The sequence below is a fragment of the Maritalea myrionectae genome (assembly GCF_003433515.1).
GTDB lineage: Bacteria > Pseudomonadota > Alphaproteobacteria > Rhizobiales > Devosiaceae > Maritalea > Maritalea myrionectae.
The window spans coordinates 2021696-2038654 of sequence record NZ_CP021330.1 but is presented as its reverse complement, the minus strand read 5'-3'; the positions used below and the strand labels follow the sequence as shown (position 1 = coordinate 2038654).

Sequence of the window (16959 nt, the reverse complement as noted above, 5' to 3'; positions counted from 1 at the left end):
ACTATGCTTGAAGATGATGTGCTGCACCTTGCGCAAATCACCATTGAGCAATTGATTTCCAAACAAGCAACGATTGCGACAGCTGAAAGCTGCACAGGCGGCTTGATCAGTGGCGCGCTCACGGCAGTGCCCGGGTCGTCAGAAGCGGTGTTTGGCGGTTATGTCACCTATTCCAACGAGGCCAAAATCCAAATGCTTGGTGTGCCATTGCATTTGTTGGAAGATGTCGGCGCTGTTTCAAAAGAAGTTGCGTGTGCCATGGCAGAAGGCGCTCAGCGTATTTCTGGGGCAACCATCTCTGTTGCTGTCACTGGCATTGCGGGGCCCGGCGGTGGGACGCCTGAAAAGCCTGTCGGCCTGGTGCATTTTGCCTGTGCCGATGAAGATGGCTCATGCCATATCGTGCGTAATTTCAAAGAGATGGAACGCGAAGAAGTGCGTGAAGAAACAGTTCGTGTTGCCCTAACGCTGGTGTTGGCGCGCTTGGATCAGCGTCACTTGCCGTAAAGCTCATCAGCACGCTTCACAAACGCGTCCATGATCTCTTCCTGCTTGGTGGCGAACAATGGTTCCGCCACCGCTGCAATCAAACGATTTGAGAGCTTGAAGTCGACCTTAAACTGGATATGCGTGCCCTCGCCCTCTGGCAAAAATTCCCAGACTGAGCTGAGATGCGAAAAGGGGCCATCCACCGCGGTCGCGGCAATGCGCAAATTGCCCCGGTCCATTTCCACCCGACTTTCATAGTCTTGTGAAATTGGGCCAAAGCTGATGCCCATGCGCGCATAGCAATCATGATCGCTACCGCCTGGTCGCACCTGCATGTTTGAACAATTGGGCACAAAGCTGGGATAGCGTCGCAAGTCGGCGACCAGATCAAACATTTGCTCTGGGGTGTAGGGCACATGCCGATCAAAGGCGATTTTGGTCATCAGTAAGGCCTATCTCTTGGCGTCACGTGCCTTGCGCAGCTTCTCAAAATCATCACCAGCATGGTGGGAAGATCGTGTGAGCGGCGATGATGACACCATCAAAAAGCCTTTGGTATAAGCAATACGCTCAAAAGCCTTGAACTCGTCTGGCGTCACAAAGCGGTCAACCTTGTGGTGCTTCCGGCTCGGCTGCAAATATTGCCCGATGGTCAAAAAGTCCACATCAGCAACCCGCAAATCGTCCATCAACTGCAACACTTCGTTCCGCTCTTCGCCCAAACCAACCATGATGCCGGATTTGGTAAACATTTGCGGATCCAGCTCCTTCACTTTTTGAAGCAAGCGAATGGAGTGGAAATAACGCGCACCGGGACGCACGGTCAGATAGTTAGAAGGCACGGTTTCCAGATTGTGATTAAACACGTCAGGCTTGGCCGCCACTACGGTTTCCAACGCCCCCTCTTTACGCAAGAAGTCCGGCGTCAAAATCTCAATAGTGGTCTCGGGTGATGTATCGCGGATGGCCTTGATGACATCAGCAAAATGCTGCGCGCCACCATCAGCCAAATCATCGCGGTCCACTGAGGTGATCACCACGTGCTTGAGTTCAAGCGTTTTTACCGTGTTGGCCACATTGGCAGGTTCATTCGTGTCTAGCGCAGTGGGCAGGCCTGTGCGCACATTGCAAAAGGCGCAAGCACGGGTGCAAATTTCACCCATAATCATCATGGTGGCATGCTTTTTATCCCAACATTCGCCAATGTTCGGGCATCCCGCTTCTTCACAAACCGTAACAATTGAATTGTCTTTAACGATTTTGCGGGTTTCATTATAGCCTTTGGACCCTGGTGCTTTTACCCGAATCCAATCTGGCTTGCGCAAAACCTCATTGTCTGGTCGGTGCGCCTTTTCCGGGTGCCGCACGTCTGATTTGGCCTGTTTTGTCGTGTCCAGCAATGTAACCATGATAATTCCTTAAACCCGTTTTGCCCTCTTGATGGGGCTAAAATTGTTCATGCCCTATATATTGAGGGCGCGATCATAGGCGTCAAGTACGCTCTCTTTCATCATTTCGGACAATGTGGGGTGCGGGAAGATTGTATGCATCAGTTCTTCCTCAGTGGTTTCCAGGTTCATCGCCACCACAAAGCCTTGAATGAGTTCAGTCACTTCCGCGCCAACCATGTGCGCGCCGAGCAACTCGCCAGATTTCGCATCAAAAATGGTTTTAACCAAGCCATCTGGCTCGCCAAGCGCAATGGCCTTGCCATTACCCACAAAGGGGAATCGCCCCACGCGGATCTCACGGCCGGTTTTAGTTGCTGCTTCTTCTGTTAAGCCAACAGACGCCACTTGCGGTTCGCAATAGGTACAGCCCGGAATCTGGTTTTTCTCCATCGGGTGCACGTCCATGCCAGCAATTTTCTCCACACAAAGAACGCCTTCGTGCTCAGCCTTATGCGCCAGCATTGGCGGCCCGGCAACATCACCAATCGCATAGATGCCATCAACATTGGTCTTGCAATAGCCGTCGGCGACGATGAAGCCTTTGTCAGTTTTGACACCCAATTCCTCAAGGCCGATATTCTCCACATTGGCTTGCACGCCAACAGCAGAAATCAGCTTTTCCGCCTCAATGGTTTCTTTGCGCCCATCTTTCAATTCGATATGCGCCTTCACGCCACCTTTGCCATTTTCAACCTTGGCCACTTTGGCTTCCGTCAAAATTTTGATGCCACGCTTTTCAAAGCGCTTGCGGGCATGGGCCGAAATCTCTTTGTCTTCGACAGGCATAATTTGCGGCAGCAACTCAACAACAGTTACCTCAGCACCCATTGAAGCATAAAAACTTGCAAACTCAATGCCGATCGCGCCAGAGCCCATCACCAAAAGTGATTTTGGCATTTCTTCCGGCACAAGCGCTTCAAAATAGGTCCAGATGTTTTTGCCATCTGGTTCAATGCCGGGCAAAATGCGGGGCCGCGCGCCAGTTGCCACAATAATGTGCTTGGCTTTGTAGGTCCCATGAGGCAACACGCCTTTTGGTGCAGGCACACTGGGCTCCATCGCCTTTTTGGATGAAGGGCCAACTTCAACTTCGCCGCCTTTTTTCAGCTTGGCCTCACCCCAAATAATGTCGATTTTGTTCTTTTTCATCAAAAACGACACGCCATTGTTCATGCGGGCCGCGATTTGGCGCGAGCGTTTCACCACGTCAGAAATCTCGAACCCGAATTCACTGGCTTTCAAGCCGTAATCTTTGGCGTGGCCCATGTGCGAATAAATCTCAGCACTGCGCAGCAAAGCTTTGGTGGGAATGCAACCCCAATTGGAGCAGATGCCGGCCATATGTTCGCGTTCGACAACGCCCACCTTCATGCCCAATTGTGACGCACGAATGGCCGCAACATAACCGCCAGGTCCACCACCGATTACAATCAGATCATATTGATTTGCCGACTCATTTGCCATGGGAATTGCCTTTCATCAAAGCTATTTTGAGGTCAAAAGGTCACCCACCACTGGGATAAGCGCCTCGCCTAATTTTTTTGTATTTTCTTGGTCCAGATGAAACCCATCCATTGGGTCTGGTATCACATGTTTTGCAGCGTCGAAAAACGCTACATCATTCTCTTCAACCACCAGCTTGTATGCGTCCGCATATTGCCGCGATAAACTGGAGGCCCCTTGCATCACATGATTGGCAAATCGATCGCCCCCACGCTCTGCCAGCGGAGGCGACACCACCAATATTTGCGGCACCGCATGATTTGCCTTGTAGGGAAATGTTTTGATAATTGAGATCAATCGCCCGATGCCCGCTGCGGAGCCAGCAGCGTTGCCGCAGATATGCTCGCGCATATCGTTGGTGCCCAGCATGATGATAACCAAATCAAGCGGCTCATGCGTGGCCAACAAGCTCGGCAGCATTTTTGCGCCATTGCGCTCAGACGCTGCCGAATGATCGTCAAACACAGTCGTTCGACCATTCAAGCCTTCAGCAATCATGTGCACAGAGAAATTGAGGCCATCAGCCAACACATTGGGCCAACGCACCTCAAAAGGATGCCGCGTCTCCGACGCCGCGTCATATCCCCATGTCAATGAATCGCCAAAAGCGAGAATGTTTTTCATTTGATCCTTTTGCGGCCCTAAGCCAACATCATCACCGGATTTTCAATCAACGATTTGAACACGCCAAGCACTTCAGCTCCCAGCGCCCCGTCAACTGACCGGTGGTCACAAGACAAGGTCACTGTCATAAAGTTGCCAACAGTGATCTCGCCATCTTCCACAACCACCCGTTCTTCGCCCACGCCGATGGCCAAAATAGTGCCATGCGGTGGGTTGATGACTGCAGAAAAATCTTTGATGCCGAACATGCCCAAGTTCGAAACCGCTGTTGAACCGCCTTGGTATTCATGCGGCGCGAGCTTTTTCGATTTGGCGCGCTTGGCAAAATCTTTTACTTCGGCTGAAATCTCGCGAAGGCTCTTGGCTTCGGCTTTTTTCACAACCGGGGTAAACAAACCGCCTGGCACCGCAACCGCAACAGCCACATCGGAATGGTGATGCAGCAAAGTGCTCTCGCCAGCCCATGTGGCGTTGGCGGTTGGAATTTGTTGCAAAGCAATCGCCCATGCCTTCACAATGAAATCATTGACTGAAAGCTTATATTCCGGCTTGCCATTTTCGTCTTTTTTGGCTTGCGCGTTGATATTGGCGCGGGCTTCCAAAAGATTGTCCAGCTTGCAATCCATCGACAGATAGAAGTGCGGCACAGTTTGCTTGGCTTCGGTCAAGCGTGCGGCAATGGTCTTGCGCATGCCATCGTTTGGCACAGCGTCATATGTGCCATCCTCATAAAGCGCGGTAACTTGCGCATCGGACATGCCAGTCGCCAATTGTGTGCCTTGCTGGGCCGCAGGTGCAGCTTGCGGCACACCTTCTTCCAAGGCCTTTTCAATATCGCGTTTCACCACACGGCCTTTTGGGCCGGATCCGCTCAACGCACTGATATCGATGCTGTTTTCTTTTGCCAACCGACGGGCCAAAGGTGACGCGAATTGACGGTTGCCGTCTTTTTTCGGCGCAGCCTTATTCGCAGGCTCTGGAGCCGCTTTAGCCTCAGGTTTGGCCTCTTCCTTAGCCGCTGGCTTTTCCTCAGACTTCTCTTCAGATTTTGGCGCTTCCTTTTTCTCCTGCGGTGCAGCAGAGCCTGCCCCCACATCAGAAGGAATATCGTCGGCGCTTTCGCCTTCTTCCAACAAAACGGCGATCACGCTGTTGACTTTAACGCCCTGTGCACCTTCCTCAACGAGGATTTTGCCAACGGTGCCTTCGTCAATGCTTTCGACTTCCATGGTGGCTTTGTCTGTCTCGATTTCGGCGATTACATCACCGGCCGATACAGTATCGCCTTCTTTCACCATCCATTTCGCCAAATTGCCTTCTTCCATGGTGGGCGAAAGCGCGGGCATGGTAATATTGATTGTCATCCCTCATTACTCCCTAAACTTGGCGATAAGTTACGGTGTTCACCGCTTCAATCACTTCTTTTGTTGATGGCAGCGCCAGTTTTTCAAGATTGGCAGCATATGGCATCGGTACATCTTTGCCTGTCACCCGCACAACGGGCGCATCCAGATAATCAAATGCCTCATCCATCAAACGTGCGGCAATTTCAGAACCGATTGACCCTTGTGGCCAACCTTCTTCAACAGTCACACAACGACCTGTTTTCTTTACTGATTCAACCACAGTGGGCATATCCAATGGGCGCAGTGTCCGCAAATCGATCAATTCAACGTCAACGCCAGATTCAACCAACTTTTCCGTCGCTTCCGTTGCATAGCGCATACCCATAGAGTGCGACACGATGGTGACATCCGCCCCTTCTCGCACCACTTTGGCTTTGCCCAATGGCACGGTCCAATCGTCAAGCTTTGGCACATCAAATGATTGACCGTACAAAAGCTCGTTCTCAAGGAACACAACCGGGTTTGGATTACGGATCGCTGACTTCAGCAAGCCTTTTGCATCTGCCGCGGAATAAGGTGACACAACGATCAACCCTGGAATATGCGCATACCAAGCTGAAAAGTCTTGGCTGTGCTGCGCACCCACACGCGCCGCCGGGCCGTTCGGGCCACGGAACACGATTGGTGAACTCATTTGCCCGCCAGACATGTAGCGGGTTTTCGCTGCAGAGTTGATGATCTGGTCAATCGCCTGCATGGCGAAGTTGAAGGTCATAAACTCAACAATAGGCTTAAGCCCTGCAAATGCAGCGCCAACGCCCAACCCCGCAAAGCCATGCTCGGTGATCGGCGTATCGATCACGCGCTTGGCGCCAAATTCCTGCAACAGACCTTGGGTGACCTTATAAGCGCCTTGGTATTCGGCAACTTCTTCACCCATCACAAACACATCGCCATCTGCGCGCATTTCTTCGGCCATCGCATCGCGCAACGCTTCGCGCACGGTAGTGGAAACCATTTCGGTGCCCTCAGGCACTTCAGAATCAGCTTGTGCTTCAAAAACTGGCGCGGCAGGCACAGAAGGTTTTTCTTCTTCGCTTGGCCCAGATTCTTCAGGATCTTTTTGCTTTGGCTCTTCGCTGGCTTCAGGTTCTGATGTGTCGACTTTAATGTCGTCGGCGCTCTCACCTTCTTCAATCAACACCGCAATCACGCTGTTGACCTTCACATTCTGCGCGCCTTCTTCCACGACGATCTTGCCGATGGTGCCTTCATCCACGGCTTCAACTTCCATGGTGGCCTTGTCGGTTTCGATCTCGGCGATCACGTCACCTGCGGATACGGTGTCGCCCTCTTTAACGAGCCACTTTGCCAAATTGCCTTCTTCCATCGTCGGCGACAATGCAGGCATCAAAATTTCTACTGACATCTATATTCTCCTGATTTCGCTGACTTAAACGGTGATCTCGGTGTAGAGCTCTTCTGGATCAGGCTCTGGATCATTGGTGGCAAAATCGGCTGCTTCAGAAACAACGGCCCGAACATCCTTGTCGATATCCTTGAGCTCGTCTTCCGTCGCCCAATCATTTTCCAGCAAACGTGCCTTCACCTGTTCAATCGGATCACGCTCTGAACGCATGGATTGCACTTCGTCTTTCGAGCGATATTTCGCTGGGTCAGACATGGAGTGTCCACGATAACGGTACGTGAGCATCTCTAGGATGTAAGGCCCTTTGCCTTCTCGTGCATGGGTGATCGCGCGTTCAGCTGCGTCACGCACCATGCGCACATCCATCCCGTCAACCTGCTCGCCAGGAATGTCGAACGACGCGCCACGCTGCGACAAATCGGTGGTCGCGGCAGAGCGCTCAACGCTCGTGCCCATGGCATATTTGTTGTTCTCAATGATGTAGACAACGGGCAAATTCCAAAGCTTCGCCATATTGAAACTTTCATATACCTGGCCTTGGTTGGACGCACCGTCACCAAAATATGTGAGGCTTACTGTGTCTTCACCGCGATATTGCGCTGCAAACGCCAAGCCTGTACCCAAGCTTACTTGAGCGCCCACAATGCCATTGCCGCCATAAAAGCGCTCTTCTTCAGAGAACATGTGCATGGAGCCGCCCTTGCCCTTTGACAGGCCGCCTTTGCGCCCGGTCAATTCGGCCATCACAGCCTTGGGGTCAAGTCCAACAACAAGCATGTGACCATGGTCACGATAACCTGTGATAGACGCATCGCCTTTTTTCGAGGCCATGGTGATCCCGGTGACAACGGCTTCTTGGCCGATATATAGGTGGCAAAAACCGCCAATCAGGCCCATACCGTACATTTGTCCCGCTTTTTCTTCAAAGCGACGGATCAAAAGCATTTCCTTATAGGCGTGTAGCTCTTCTTCCTTGGTGAACGCGGGCATATTGGCCTTTGTGCTTGCTTTGGCCGCCGCATCGGTCTTTTTAGGCATTGAAATCTCCATCTGGACCCGATTGTTCCGTATCTATGACGCAGTTTAGTTTGGATGAAACGCAAAACAAAGCTCTCAAAAACACGCCAAATGCATGCTTATGCATTGTTTTGATTGAAGAAAATCTACTTAACTCGAAATCGGTTAAATTCAATAATTAACCTGATTGAAGTTATTCTTGGTCGATGGCAATCAAAACGTCATCCGGGTTACTCCATCCAAGAAGTCCCCTCGCGCGTTCACTTAGCATATCAGGATCTAATCGATCAGCAACCAACAAAGAGTTTCGATTCTTGGCCGTTTCGATGCGATAATCCAACAATTGGTTTTGTACCGTTAGCTGGGCTTTGCGTTGAACCAGCTCTCTTTGAGAATTAACGCCATATTGGCCGTTTAGCGCATGATGCGCCAGATAGCCTTGAAAGCCGAGCAATAGCGCAGCAATCAGCAGCTTGTTGGTCAAAGAAGGTTTTTTGAGGCGGGTGGGCATAACAACCTATAATTACGCAAAACTAAACTGGCTGGACTATACCAAACAAGCCGTTAACACCTTCTTTCAAAAACAAAGGGATGCCACATTCGTGACACCCCTAAATTCAGTTTCAGTCGTAAGGTCGGCTGTTAGCCTTTCAAAATGCTTTTGCCTGCATAGGCAGCAGCAAATCCAAGTTGCTCTTCAATCCGGATAAGCTGGTTATATTTAGCCAACCGATCAGAACGTGCCAAAGAACCCGTCTTGATCTGCCCACAGCCAAGCGCAACGGCCAAATCAGCAATAGTCGCATCTTCGGTTTCGCCTGAGCGGTGCGACATCACTGAGGTGTAGTTGGCTTTGTGCGCCATCTCCACGGCATTCACCGTTTCAGTCAATGTCCCGATCTGGTTGACCTTCACCAGGATTGAGTTGCCAACGCCCATTTTAATGCCAGAACGCAACCGCTCGGAATTGGTCACGAACAAATCATCACCGACCAACTGGCATTTGTCGCCAATTTTGTCTGTGAGCGTTTTCCAACCTTCCCAATCATCCTCGGCCATGCCGTCTTCGATGGAGATAATCGGATAATCAGCTACCAACTTGGCCAAATAGTCGACCATTTCACCGGCGTCGAGCACTTTTCCCTCGCCTTTCAAATGGTATTTATCATCTTTGAAATATTCAGTGGATGCGCAATCGAGCGCCAAATGCACGTCTTCACCCGGCTTGTATCCAGCTTTTTCGATAGACTGCATGATGAAATCAAGTGCCGCAGTGGTCGACGACAAGTTAGGCGCAAAGCCGCCCTCATCACCCACATTGGTGTTGTGGCCCTCGTCGCTCAACCCCTTTTTGAGGGTATGGAAAACCTCAGAGCCAATCCGCACGGCATCCGCAATGCTTTCCGCGCCCACTGGCATGATCATAAATTCTTGCACGTCAATTGGGTTATCCGCATGCTCGCCACCATTGATGATGTTCATCATCGGTACAGGCAGCAAATGGGCGTTAGACCCGCCAACATAGCGATAAAGCGGCAAAGCAGATGATTCTGCGGCAGCTTTGGACACAGCCAATGAAACGCCCAAAATTGCGTTAGCGCCAAGCTTTGCTTTGTTGCTGGTGCCGTCCAAATCAATCATCACCTGGTCAATTGAGCGCTGGTCCAGTGCATCCATGCCTTGAATTTCGTTGAAAATATGGGTGTTAACCGCATCAACAGCTTTCATGACGCCCTTGCCTTTATAGGCATCGCCGCCATCGCGCAGCTCCACAGCTTCGTGGGCCCCAGTGGAAGCACCAGAGGGCACAGCAGCACGGCCGAAGCTGCCATCATCCAAAACTACATCAACTTCAACAGTTGGGTTGCCGCGGCTATCGAAAATCTGACGGCCGGTTACATCAATAATGGCAGACATCAAGAAAACTCCTTCAAATGGTTTGTGAGTTGGTCGCTGTCATAACTGCAAAATTAATGGTTGCAAAGTCCACTTCGTGAAAGTCGGCACGCGAAACCGATATATTTGAACATTTATCGCGCCGTTCTGTTGCAATTTTTTATTTCATCGTTATTTTACGATAAAAGGATGGTGAGCACTTATGACGGACAATTCAAACTGCAATCAGCGGCAAACCGCCAATTGGCTAAACCAGCATTGCCCATGCCAATCGCTGGCACCAGCAAAGCTGCCTGAATTCGCCCAAAATTTCTTTGCCCCCACCCCATTGTTCCTGTCCCGCGCACAATTTGAACGTGCGGAACACGCCATTTCAGTGGTGCAGGCCCAAATCGATAAACCGGCTTTTCAGGCCAAAATCCTCGAAAAAGCCCCCAAGATCGCCAAACACCCGGTCACAAATGCGGGCATGTTTATGAGCTATGATTTCCATTTGGCCGAAGATCAATTGAACCTTATCGAGATCAACACCAACGCCGGTGGCGCGATGCTGGTCGATAAGCTGCAGCAGGCGCAGGACATTTGTTGCTGGGAAGAGACGCCGCTTCATTGGCCAGGGTTTGATGGATTTGTGCAAAACATGTTCGAAACAGAATGGACCTTGTCGGGCCAGAACCGCCCCTTAACGACCATTGCCATCATCGATGAAACGCCAAAAGAGCAGTTTCTTTACGAAGAATTTCAACTAACCGCCAACCTGCTTGCAGACGCTGGCTATAAAGTGTTGATCGCAGATCCGGCTGATCTGCATTGGGATGGACAATCGTTGCTGGTAGACGGTCAGCGCATCGACCTGGTGTACAACCGTTCGACAGACTTCTATCTCGAAACGCCCACTCATCAGGCGCTGAAACAAGCATATATGGCAGACCAGATTGTGCTTAGCCCCAATCCGAAACATCATGCCCTTTACGCCAGCAAGGCCAACTTGGCCTATCTGGCGGACACGAACTTTCTTGAAGGCCTAAACTGTTCGGCAGACGAACAATCACTATTGATCGATTTGATCCAAGCGCAGTTTGTCACAGCGGCCAATGCCGATGAGTTGTGGGCAAAGCGCAAACAATATTTCTTCAAACCGTTGGATGGACACGCCGGCAAAGCAGTGTTCCGTGGCGACAAGGTCACCAAGAAAAGCTGGGCGCACATTGTGTCCACCCCCTATATCGCGCAGCGCAATTTTAAGCCAGCGTTGCGCCTGACCAAAAATGAAAGCGATCTAACGCCCCTCAAATCTGATTTGCGGTTTTACACCTACCGCGGCGAAACATTCGCCGCTGCCGCACGGCTTTACGCCGGGCAGACCACCAACTTCCGCACAAACGGTGGTGGTTTCGCCCCAATCTATATAACGGAGAGCTAGAGAAGTGCTAGGTCTAAATCTCGACGGGACCGCCCGCTTCTTTCCAGTCGCCAAAACCACCAATATTGGTCACGGAGTTATATCCCATGTCTTTTAGGGTTTTCCCCGCCAGTGCAGCTTGGCCGCCTGCGCCACATACAAGATAGATATCGGCATCCTGCTTCAGTGCAGGGTTATAAAGCGGTGTGTTTTCATCGGCTGCAAATTCGATAAAGCCACGTGGAATACACACGGCATCCTTCACAGTGCCAGATTTTGCAATGTCGCCTGAATCGCGAACGTCAACAAAAACAGCATTGCTTTTGCCGTGAAAGTTCTTGGCCTCTTCCGCTGAAATGCGCGGCACGACACTGTTTGCTTCTTCCAAAAAATGCTGAGCGGTTTTCATGAAATTTCCTTTGGTTTAAATGTGTACAAGCCAAATGCGTTTTATCCCGCGCAACCATTGCCGCCAAATCAAGTTATTGTGCGAACAATGGACTTGCGTGATTGTAGTAAAACGAAACGACTGACCGAAAGTTCCATTTCAATCCCAAGAAACCGCTACAAAAAAGGCCGCACAAGGCGGCCTATTTGTCTTTGTCTAGCTTTTGCTGATCCAGCTTTTTCTTAGACAGCATATCTTGGGCTTCATGCAGCTTTTTGACTGACTTTTTTTGCCCATGCTTATGGCGATTGGCGGAGGCCAATTCTTCCTTTTCAGCCCGCTTTTTGTTTTTGCGAGCTTGTCGAAGATTGACCACCTCAGCCATTAAACCAACCGGCTTTGCTCAAGCGCCGCGTTCACAAACGAGCGGAACAAGGGGTGCGGTTCAAACGGACGTGATTTCAATTCCGGGTGGAACTGAACGCCGATAAACCAAGGATGGTCCGTGCGCTCAACAATCTCAGGCAACTCGCCATCAGGCGAAAGACCAGAGAACAAAAGCCCATTGGATTCGAGCACCTTGCGATACTCCATGTTCACTTCCCAGCGATGGCGGTGACGCTCTGAAATCCGTGTGGTGCCATAAATGTCTGCAACACGCGACCCACGCACCAATTGCGCATCATAGGCGCCAAGACGCATCGTGCCACCCAAGTCGCCTTCTTGGCTACGCTTTTCAAGTGCGTTGCCCTTCATCCATTCGGTCATCAAGCCGACGACAGGCTCTTTGGCAGGGCCAAATTCGGTTGATGACGCATTGCCGATGCCAGCGGTATTCCGCGCCGCTTCCACGCAAGCCATCTGCATACCAAAGCAAATACCGAAATATGGCACGTCACGCTGACGGGCAAATTTCGCTGCCGCAATCTTGCCTTCTGCACCACGCTCCCCAAACGCACCGGGCACCAAAATGCCATGCACACCTTCAAGGTAGGGCGACGGGTCATCCTGCTCAAATAGCTCAGCATTCACCCATTGCACATTCACCTTGACCTGGTTGGCGATACCGCCATGCACCAAAGCTTCGTTGAGTGATTTATAGGCGTCCAGCAATTCGGTATATTTGCCGACAACCGCAATGGTGACTTCACCATCAGGATTGTGGAACCGTTCTGAAATTTCGCGCCAGCGAGACATGTCAGGTGCTGGAGCATCCTCAATGCCAAAGGCCGCTAGAATTTCTGTATCCAGGCCTTCATCATGATAGGCGATGGGCACATCATAAATGCTCTTCACATCAAGCGCTTGGATGACGGCTGTTTCCCGCACGTTACAGAACAGCGAAAGCTTGCGCCGTTCACTGGCCGGGATTTCACGGTCACACCGCACCAGCAAAATATCAGGCTGAATGCCGATTGAGCGCAGTTCTTTCACTGAGTGCTGTGTCGGCTTGGTTTTCAACTCACCGGCGCTGGGGATATAAGGCATCAACGTCAAATGCGTATAAACCGCCTGCCCGCGCGGCAGCTCGTTGCCCAACTGGCGAATGCTCTCGAAAAACGGCAAGGCTTCAATGTCGCCAACCGTGCCGCCAATTTCGCACAACACAAAGTCGAAATCTTCATTATCGGCCAAGACGAAATTTTTGATTTCGTCAGTCACATGCGGAATAACCTGCACCGTGGCGCCCAAATAGTCGCCGCGACGTTCCCGTGCGATAATGTTTTGATAAATACGACCCGTCGTTATGTTGTCCTGCTGGTTCGCAGACCGCCCCGTGAAGCGTTCATAATGCCCAAGATCGAGATCCGTTTCTGCCCCGTCATCGGTGACAAAAACTTCACCATGCTGATAAGGAGACATGGTGCCCGGGTCCACGTTTAGATAGGGGTCCAGCTTTTTCAAACGCACTTTATAGCCCCGCGCCTGAAGCGCTGCGCCAAGTGCAGCCGAAGCCAACCCTTTACCCAAAGAGGAAACCACGCCACCAGTGATGAATATATACCGTGCCATGGGCTTTAACCTTACATCTGAACGGCTATGATTCGAAGCCGTAAAATTGCACATATCCAAAAAAAGACGGGGGACAAAACCCCCCGTCTAAACATTCCCAATTTTTCAACAGCTTACTGAGAAGGTGTCTCAGTTGGCGCGTCTGGCGCCGGCTCTTCTGCTGTGGGCACCGGCAGGTCGAGTTCGTTCTCGTCCGCTGGTGTATCACCTTGCAAATTGTTCAGCGCATCAAGCACAGTCACGTCGCCTTCAGTTTGGTCGGTCGCCCGTTCCAGAATGCTGTCGGCACGATTGTCGAGCTGCCCCAAAACAGTCAGGCCAATCGAGGTCGCAAAGAAAAGTGCCGCCAAGATGCCTGTGGTGCGGGTCAAAAGGTTGGCAGAAGAACGTGCAGACATGAAGCCGCCGCCTCCGCCGCCTCCACCGCCGCCCATGCCAAGGCCGCCGCCTTCAGAGCGCTGCATCAAAATTACTGCAATAAGCGCCACCACGATAAATAGGTGCGCCACAATCAAAACTGTTTCCATTTGGAAAACCGTAATCTGTTGAATACAAAATCAGCGTGCGTTCTACACACTATAGCACCAATTGGCTAGACAAAATTGGCGTTTTTTTGACCCATCCGAATTTAGAGCGCGGCGACGATGCCCAAAAAGCTCTCTGCTTTAAGGCTCGCGCCACCCACCAGAGCGCCATCCACATCCTGTGTATTCAACAGCGCGTTCGCATTCTCAGGCTTCACAGACCCGCCATAAAGAATTTCAATGCTGTTGCCGCGTTCGCCAAATTTCTCCACCAGCGTTTTGCGCAAGGCCACATGCATTTCCTTTACGTCCTCTGTTGAAGCCGTTTTGCCTGTGCCAATTGCCCAGATTGGTTCATAAGCAATGGCGATCTCGCCATCTTTGCTCAATTCATCCGGTGTCGATTCGGCAATTTGCTGTGTAACAAAGCCAATCGCCTCGCCCACTTCGCGTTGTTCCAGCGTTTCGCCACAACACACAATCGGCTTAAGCCCCTGCCCCAAACCTGCATTTGCCTTGGCTTTGACTGTTGCGTTGGTTTCAGCGTGACCCTCGCGCCGCTCTGAATGGCCCACAATCACAAACGTGCCACCAAGGTCCGCCACCATCTCAGCGCTAATATCGCCTGTGAACGCCCCTTTTTGCTCGCTATGGCAATCCTGGCTGCCAATCTGAAGGCTATCGCCCGCCAGCGCTTTCGCACCCGCAATCAATGTTGCAGGTGGACAAATCAAAAAAGTACCCTTGTCTTTAAAGGCCTCGAGCTGTTTGGCGATCTGCTCGATTTCACTCAAAGCGCCCTTCAACCCATTCATTTTCCAATTGCCGGCGATAAGTTTTTTGTTTTTTTCTGTCATGACAACCTTTCCAAGAACCAAAATTAAGTTTAACCCCAAATACAAACCATTCAACGTCTTGCGATTTTTGGTACACCCTGTCTATTATGCGCCGCTGGTGACCAGGGGTCCAAAACTGCAAACAACAAACGGATAGACTATGCTTGATACCTTTAAACGCTACTCGAACACATGGGTGGCTAAGATTCTGATGGCCCTTCTTATTTTAAGCTTTGGCTTGTTCGGTATCGCAAATGTCTTCACAAATCTAGGCTCCAGCTCTGTGGCCCGTGTAGGCAATCAGTCTATATCGGCTGTTGAGTTTGATCGCGCTTACCGCACACAGTTGAACAATATTGCGCGCCAGACCGGCCGCCAGCCCTCGCCCGAAGAGGCTGTGGCGTTTGGTATTCCCGGCTCTGTGCTCAATCAATTGGCCAGCAACGCAGCGCTTGATCAAATGGTGGCTGATTTTGGTGTCGGCGCTTCCGACGAAATGGTGTCAGAAATGATTGCACAAGATCCAAACTTCGCCACCACTCTGGGCGTTTTTGATCGTCAGCAATTCACGCAAATGCTGCGCCAAAATGGCTATACCGAAAGCGAATATATCACTGCCCAAGCAGAATCGGTTCAGCGTTCCCAAGTTATTCGCGGCCTGATGGGCGGCGCGATGGCACCCAAAACCATCCTGCAAATCACCAATCGCGTGCAAAACGACACCCGCACGATTGATTATTTCACGCTTTCAAACAATGTGCTTGATCCAATCGATGCGCCAACTGAAGAGCAGTTGGCTGCCTATCTGGAAGAAAACCAGGCTCAATATCGCGCTGAAGCCCAAAAGCAGATCGAAATTTTGGTGCTGACACCAGAAAGCCTGGCCCGTTCACTTGAAGCGTCCGACGAAGAGTTGCGCGCGGAATATGAAGCATCAGGCGATCAACTCACCAGTGATGAAACCCGCAATGTCACGCTATGGCGCTTGAAAGACGATGCGCAGGCGCAAACCTTGGTTCAAGGCGTTGCCGCAGGCCAGTCACTTGACCAAATCTTGGCCGCAAACAATTTTGGCATCACCGCAACGCCATTGGGGCAAGTCACACGTGACGAAATTGCCGACGAAGCGATCGCAATTGCTGCGTTCGATGGTGATAAGGGCCTCACCATCGCTGATGCGGAGAGTGGCAAAGTGGCTGTAATGGTCCGCAATATTGTGCCTGAAACACAATTGTCATTCGAGGAAGCCCGCGACGAACTGGTCGCCCGCGTCAATGCCAAGAAGGCGCGTGATCAAATCCTCGACAAAATTGATGAGATCGAAGAACAGCGCGCCACACTGCGTCCCATCAGCGAAATCGCTGCGGATGTGGGGTTGAGCACACAAACTGTTGAGATCACCCAGTCCGGCGTCGGCATTACAGATGTTGCTGATTTGCCAGATGATGGCCAACAACGTTTGCTCACGGCTGTGAACAACGCTGAGGAAGATGCATTGCTTCCAGCTGTGACCATTGGTGGCAACGCCATGGCTTGGTTCGATTTGCTCGAAACCACCCCTGCCCGTGATTTGGCGTTGGACGAAGTGCGTGATGAGCTTGAGACCGCGTGGCTGGAAGATCAACGTGCCGAAGCGCTCGCCGAAAAAGCCGACAACCTCGTGCAAGAAGTCAAAGATGGCACGCCAATCTTTGATGTGGCATCAAATGTGGGCCAAATCGCCCAGCCATCCTTGCCGCTGACCCGTCGGGGCGATGGTTCATTCATCACTGGCAATGTGGCGTCCGCTGCATTCTCTGGCGGTGAAGGCTATGCCGATGCAGTACGCATGTCTGATGGCACCTATATCGTGTTCCAGGTGACCAACATCACGGCTGCAGAACCAGCCGAAATTGAGCAACAGAATTTGATTTCACTGTCTGACAGTGTTGCCGATGACCTTTATCAACAATTCATCACTGCACGTCGGGATGATTTGGGCGTAAGCATCAACCAAGGCACCCTTAATCAGATCCTCGCTCTCGACCAATAAGATAGGGCA

General features: G+C 51.3%; 17 protein-coding genes. 3 read left to right on the top strand and 14 right to left on the bottom strand.

Annotated elements, in window-relative coordinates:
- Window positions 1–3: 3 nt before the first annotated feature.
- Entirely contained in the window at window positions 4–507 is a 504-nt protein-coding gene (locus tag MXMO3_RS10380) for a CinA family protein (protein WP_117395822.1), read from the top strand.
- Here the strand turns inward: MXMO3_RS10380 and MXMO3_RS10375 are convergent.
- From MXMO3_RS10375 to eno, 9 genes are all read right to left on the bottom strand, one after another.
- Entirely contained in the window at window positions 495–932 is a 438-nt protein-coding gene (locus tag MXMO3_RS10375) for a type II toxin-antitoxin system RatA family toxin (protein ID WP_117395821.1), read from the bottom strand. The two genes, MXMO3_RS10380 and MXMO3_RS10375, sit on opposite strands and share 13 nt — an antisense overlap.
- 9 nt (window positions 933–941) lie before the next feature.
- Window positions 942–1898, bottom strand: coding sequence for a lipoyl synthase (gene lipA / locus MXMO3_RS10370; protein WP_027835309.1), 957 nt, complete (start codon window positions 1896–1898; stop codon window positions 942–944).
- 54 nt (window positions 1899–1952) lie between these two features.
- A complete protein-coding gene (gene lpdA / locus MXMO3_RS10365; protein WP_027835308.1) occupies window positions 1953–3404 on the bottom strand; it encodes a dihydrolipoyl dehydrogenase in 1452 nt (483 codons plus the stop codon).
- A gap of 21 nt (window positions 3405–3425) precedes the next feature.
- Window positions 3426–4067: an SGNH/GDSL hydrolase family protein gene (locus tag MXMO3_RS10360; protein WP_117395820.1), complete on the bottom strand. Its 642-nt coding sequence runs from the start codon at window positions 4065–4067 to the stop codon at window positions 3426–3428.
- A gap of 17 nt (window positions 4068–4084) precedes the next feature.
- On the bottom strand, window positions 4085–5431 hold the full coding sequence (locus tag MXMO3_RS10355; RefSeq protein ID WP_027835306.1) for a pyruvate dehydrogenase complex dihydrolipoamide acetyltransferase: 1347 nt from the start codon (window positions 5429–5431) through the stop codon (window positions 4085–4087).
- A 13-nt stretch (window positions 5432–5444) separates the two neighbouring features.
- Complete coding sequence (locus MXMO3_RS10350) at window positions 5445–6842, bottom strand: pyruvate dehydrogenase complex E1 component subunit beta (protein WP_027835305.1); 1398 nt, start codon at window positions 6840–6842, stop codon at window positions 5445–5447.
- A 24-nt stretch (window positions 6843–6866) separates the two neighbouring features.
- A complete protein-coding gene (gene pdhA / locus MXMO3_RS10345) occupies window positions 6867–7892 on the bottom strand; it encodes a pyruvate dehydrogenase (acetyl-transferring) E1 component subunit alpha (protein ID WP_117395819.1) in 1026 nt (341 codons plus the stop codon).
- Window positions 7893–8052: 160 nt separating this feature from the next.
- Window positions 8053–8370, bottom strand: a complete 318-nt coding sequence (locus MXMO3_RS10340; protein WP_051213753.1) for an FtsB family cell division protein — start codon at window positions 8368–8370, stop codon at window positions 8053–8055.
- Window positions 8371–8501: 131 nt separating this feature from the next.
- Window positions 8502–9776 carry a phosphopyruvate hydratase gene (eno, locus tag MXMO3_RS10335; protein WP_117395818.1) on the bottom strand — a complete coding sequence of 425 codons (1275 nt, stop codon included), beginning with the start codon at window positions 9774–9776 and terminating at the stop codon, window positions 8502–8504.
- Between the two features lie 181 nt (window positions 9777–9957).
- Between eno and MXMO3_RS10330 the strand changes: the two genes are divergently transcribed.
- Window positions 9958–11178 carry a hypothetical protein gene (locus tag MXMO3_RS10330; protein ID WP_117395816.1) on the top strand — a complete coding sequence of 407 codons (1221 nt, stop codon included), beginning with the start codon at window positions 9958–9960 and terminating at the stop codon, window positions 11176–11178.
- 13 nt (window positions 11179–11191) lie between these two features.
- Here MXMO3_RS10330 and MXMO3_RS10325 read toward each other — a convergent pair whose 3' ends face one another.
- The 5 genes from MXMO3_RS10325 to tpiA all read right to left on the bottom strand — a co-directional run bounded on the left by MXMO3_RS10325 (window position 11192) and on the right by tpiA (window position 14939).
- Complete coding sequence (locus MXMO3_RS10325; RefSeq protein ID WP_117395815.1) at window positions 11192–11566, bottom strand: rhodanese-like domain-containing protein; 375 nt, start codon at window positions 11564–11566, stop codon at window positions 11192–11194.
- Between the two features lie 181 nt (window positions 11567–11747).
- Window positions 11748–11930 (bottom strand): DUF4169 family protein, encoded by a 183-nt coding sequence (locus MXMO3_RS10320; protein WP_117395814.1) that lies wholly within the window; start codon window positions 11928–11930, stop codon window positions 11748–11750.
- Window positions 11930–13558, bottom strand: coding sequence for a CTP synthase (locus tag MXMO3_RS10315; RefSeq protein ID WP_027835300.1), 1629 nt, complete (start codon window positions 13556–13558; stop codon window positions 11930–11932). The genes MXMO3_RS10320 and MXMO3_RS10315 overlap by 1 nt, the downstream gene beginning before the upstream one ends.
- A 113-nt stretch (window positions 13559–13671) precedes the next feature.
- Complete coding sequence (secG, locus tag MXMO3_RS10310) at window positions 13672–14085, bottom strand: preprotein translocase subunit SecG (RefSeq protein ID WP_084634161.1); 414 nt, start codon at window positions 14083–14085, stop codon at window positions 13672–13674.
- A 101-nt stretch (window positions 14086–14186) separates the two neighbouring features.
- Complete coding sequence (gene tpiA, locus MXMO3_RS10305; protein ID WP_117395813.1) at window positions 14187–14939, bottom strand: triose-phosphate isomerase; 753 nt, start codon at window positions 14937–14939, stop codon at window positions 14187–14189.
- A gap of 139 nt (window positions 14940–15078) precedes the next feature.
- Between tpiA and MXMO3_RS10300 the strand changes: the two genes are divergently transcribed.
- On the top strand, window positions 15079–16950 hold the full coding sequence (locus MXMO3_RS10300; RefSeq protein WP_117395812.1) for a peptidylprolyl isomerase: 1872 nt from the start codon (window positions 15079–15081) through the stop codon (window positions 16948–16950).
- Window positions 16951–16959: the final 9 nt, after the last annotated feature.

Coding starts and splice junctions, on each gene's coding strand:
- MXMO3_RS10320 (WP_117395814.1), bottom strand. CDS start 11,930: ATGGCTGAGGTGGTCAATCTTCGACAAGCTCGCAAAAACAAAAAGCGG.
- eno (WP_117395818.1), bottom strand. CDS start 9,776: ATGTCTGCCATTATTGATGTAACCGGCCGTCAGATTTTCGATAGCCGC.
- pdhA (WP_117395819.1), bottom strand. CDS start 7,892: ATGGAGATTTCAATGCCTAAAAAGACCGATGCGGCGGCCAAAGCAAGC.
- lpdA (WP_027835308.1), bottom strand. CDS start 3,404: ATGGCAAATGAGTCGGCAAATCAATATGATCTGATTGTAATCGGTGGT.
- MXMO3_RS10340 (WP_051213753.1), bottom strand. CDS start 8,370: ATGCCCACCCGCCTCAAAAAACCTTCTTTGACCAACAAGCTGCTGATT.
- MXMO3_RS10375 (WP_117395821.1), bottom strand. CDS start 932: ATGACCAAAATCGCCTTTGATCGGCATGTGCCCTACACCCCAGAGCAA.
- MXMO3_RS10380 (WP_117395822.1), top strand. CDS start 4: ATGCTTGAAGATGATGTGCTGCACCTTGCGCAAATCACCATTGAGCAA.
- MXMO3_RS10350 (WP_027835305.1), bottom strand. CDS start 6,842: ATGTCAGTAGAAATTTTGATGCCTGCATTGTCGCCGACGATGGAAGAA.
- MXMO3_RS10325 (WP_117395815.1), bottom strand. CDS start 11,566: ATGAAAACCGCTCAGCATTTTTTGGAAGAAGCAAACAGTGTCGTGCCG.
- MXMO3_RS10355 (WP_027835306.1), bottom strand. CDS start 5,431: ATGACAATCAATATTACCATGCCCGCGCTTTCGCCCACCATGGAAGAA.
- secG (WP_084634161.1), bottom strand. CDS start 14,085: ATGGAAACAGTTTTGATTGTGGCGCACCTATTTATCGTGGTGGCGCTT.
- lipA (WP_027835309.1), bottom strand. CDS start 1,898: ATGGTTACATTGCTGGACACGACAAAACAGGCCAAATCAGACGTGCGG.
- MXMO3_RS10300 (WP_117395812.1), top strand. CDS start 15,079: ATGCTTGATACCTTTAAACGCTACTCGAACACATGGGTGGCTAAGATT.
- MXMO3_RS10315 (WP_027835300.1), bottom strand. CDS start 13,558: ATGGCACGGTATATATTCATCACTGGTGGCGTGGTTTCCTCTTTGGGT.
- tpiA (WP_117395813.1), bottom strand. CDS start 14,939: ATGACAGAAAAAAACAAAAAACTTATCGCCGGCAATTGGAAAATGAAT.
- MXMO3_RS10360 (WP_117395820.1), bottom strand. CDS start 4,067: ATGAAAAACATTCTCGCTTTTGGCGATTCATTGACATGGGGATATGAC.
- MXMO3_RS10330 (WP_117395816.1), top strand. CDS start 9,958: ATGACGGACAATTCAAACTGCAATCAGCGGCAAACCGCCAATTGGCTA.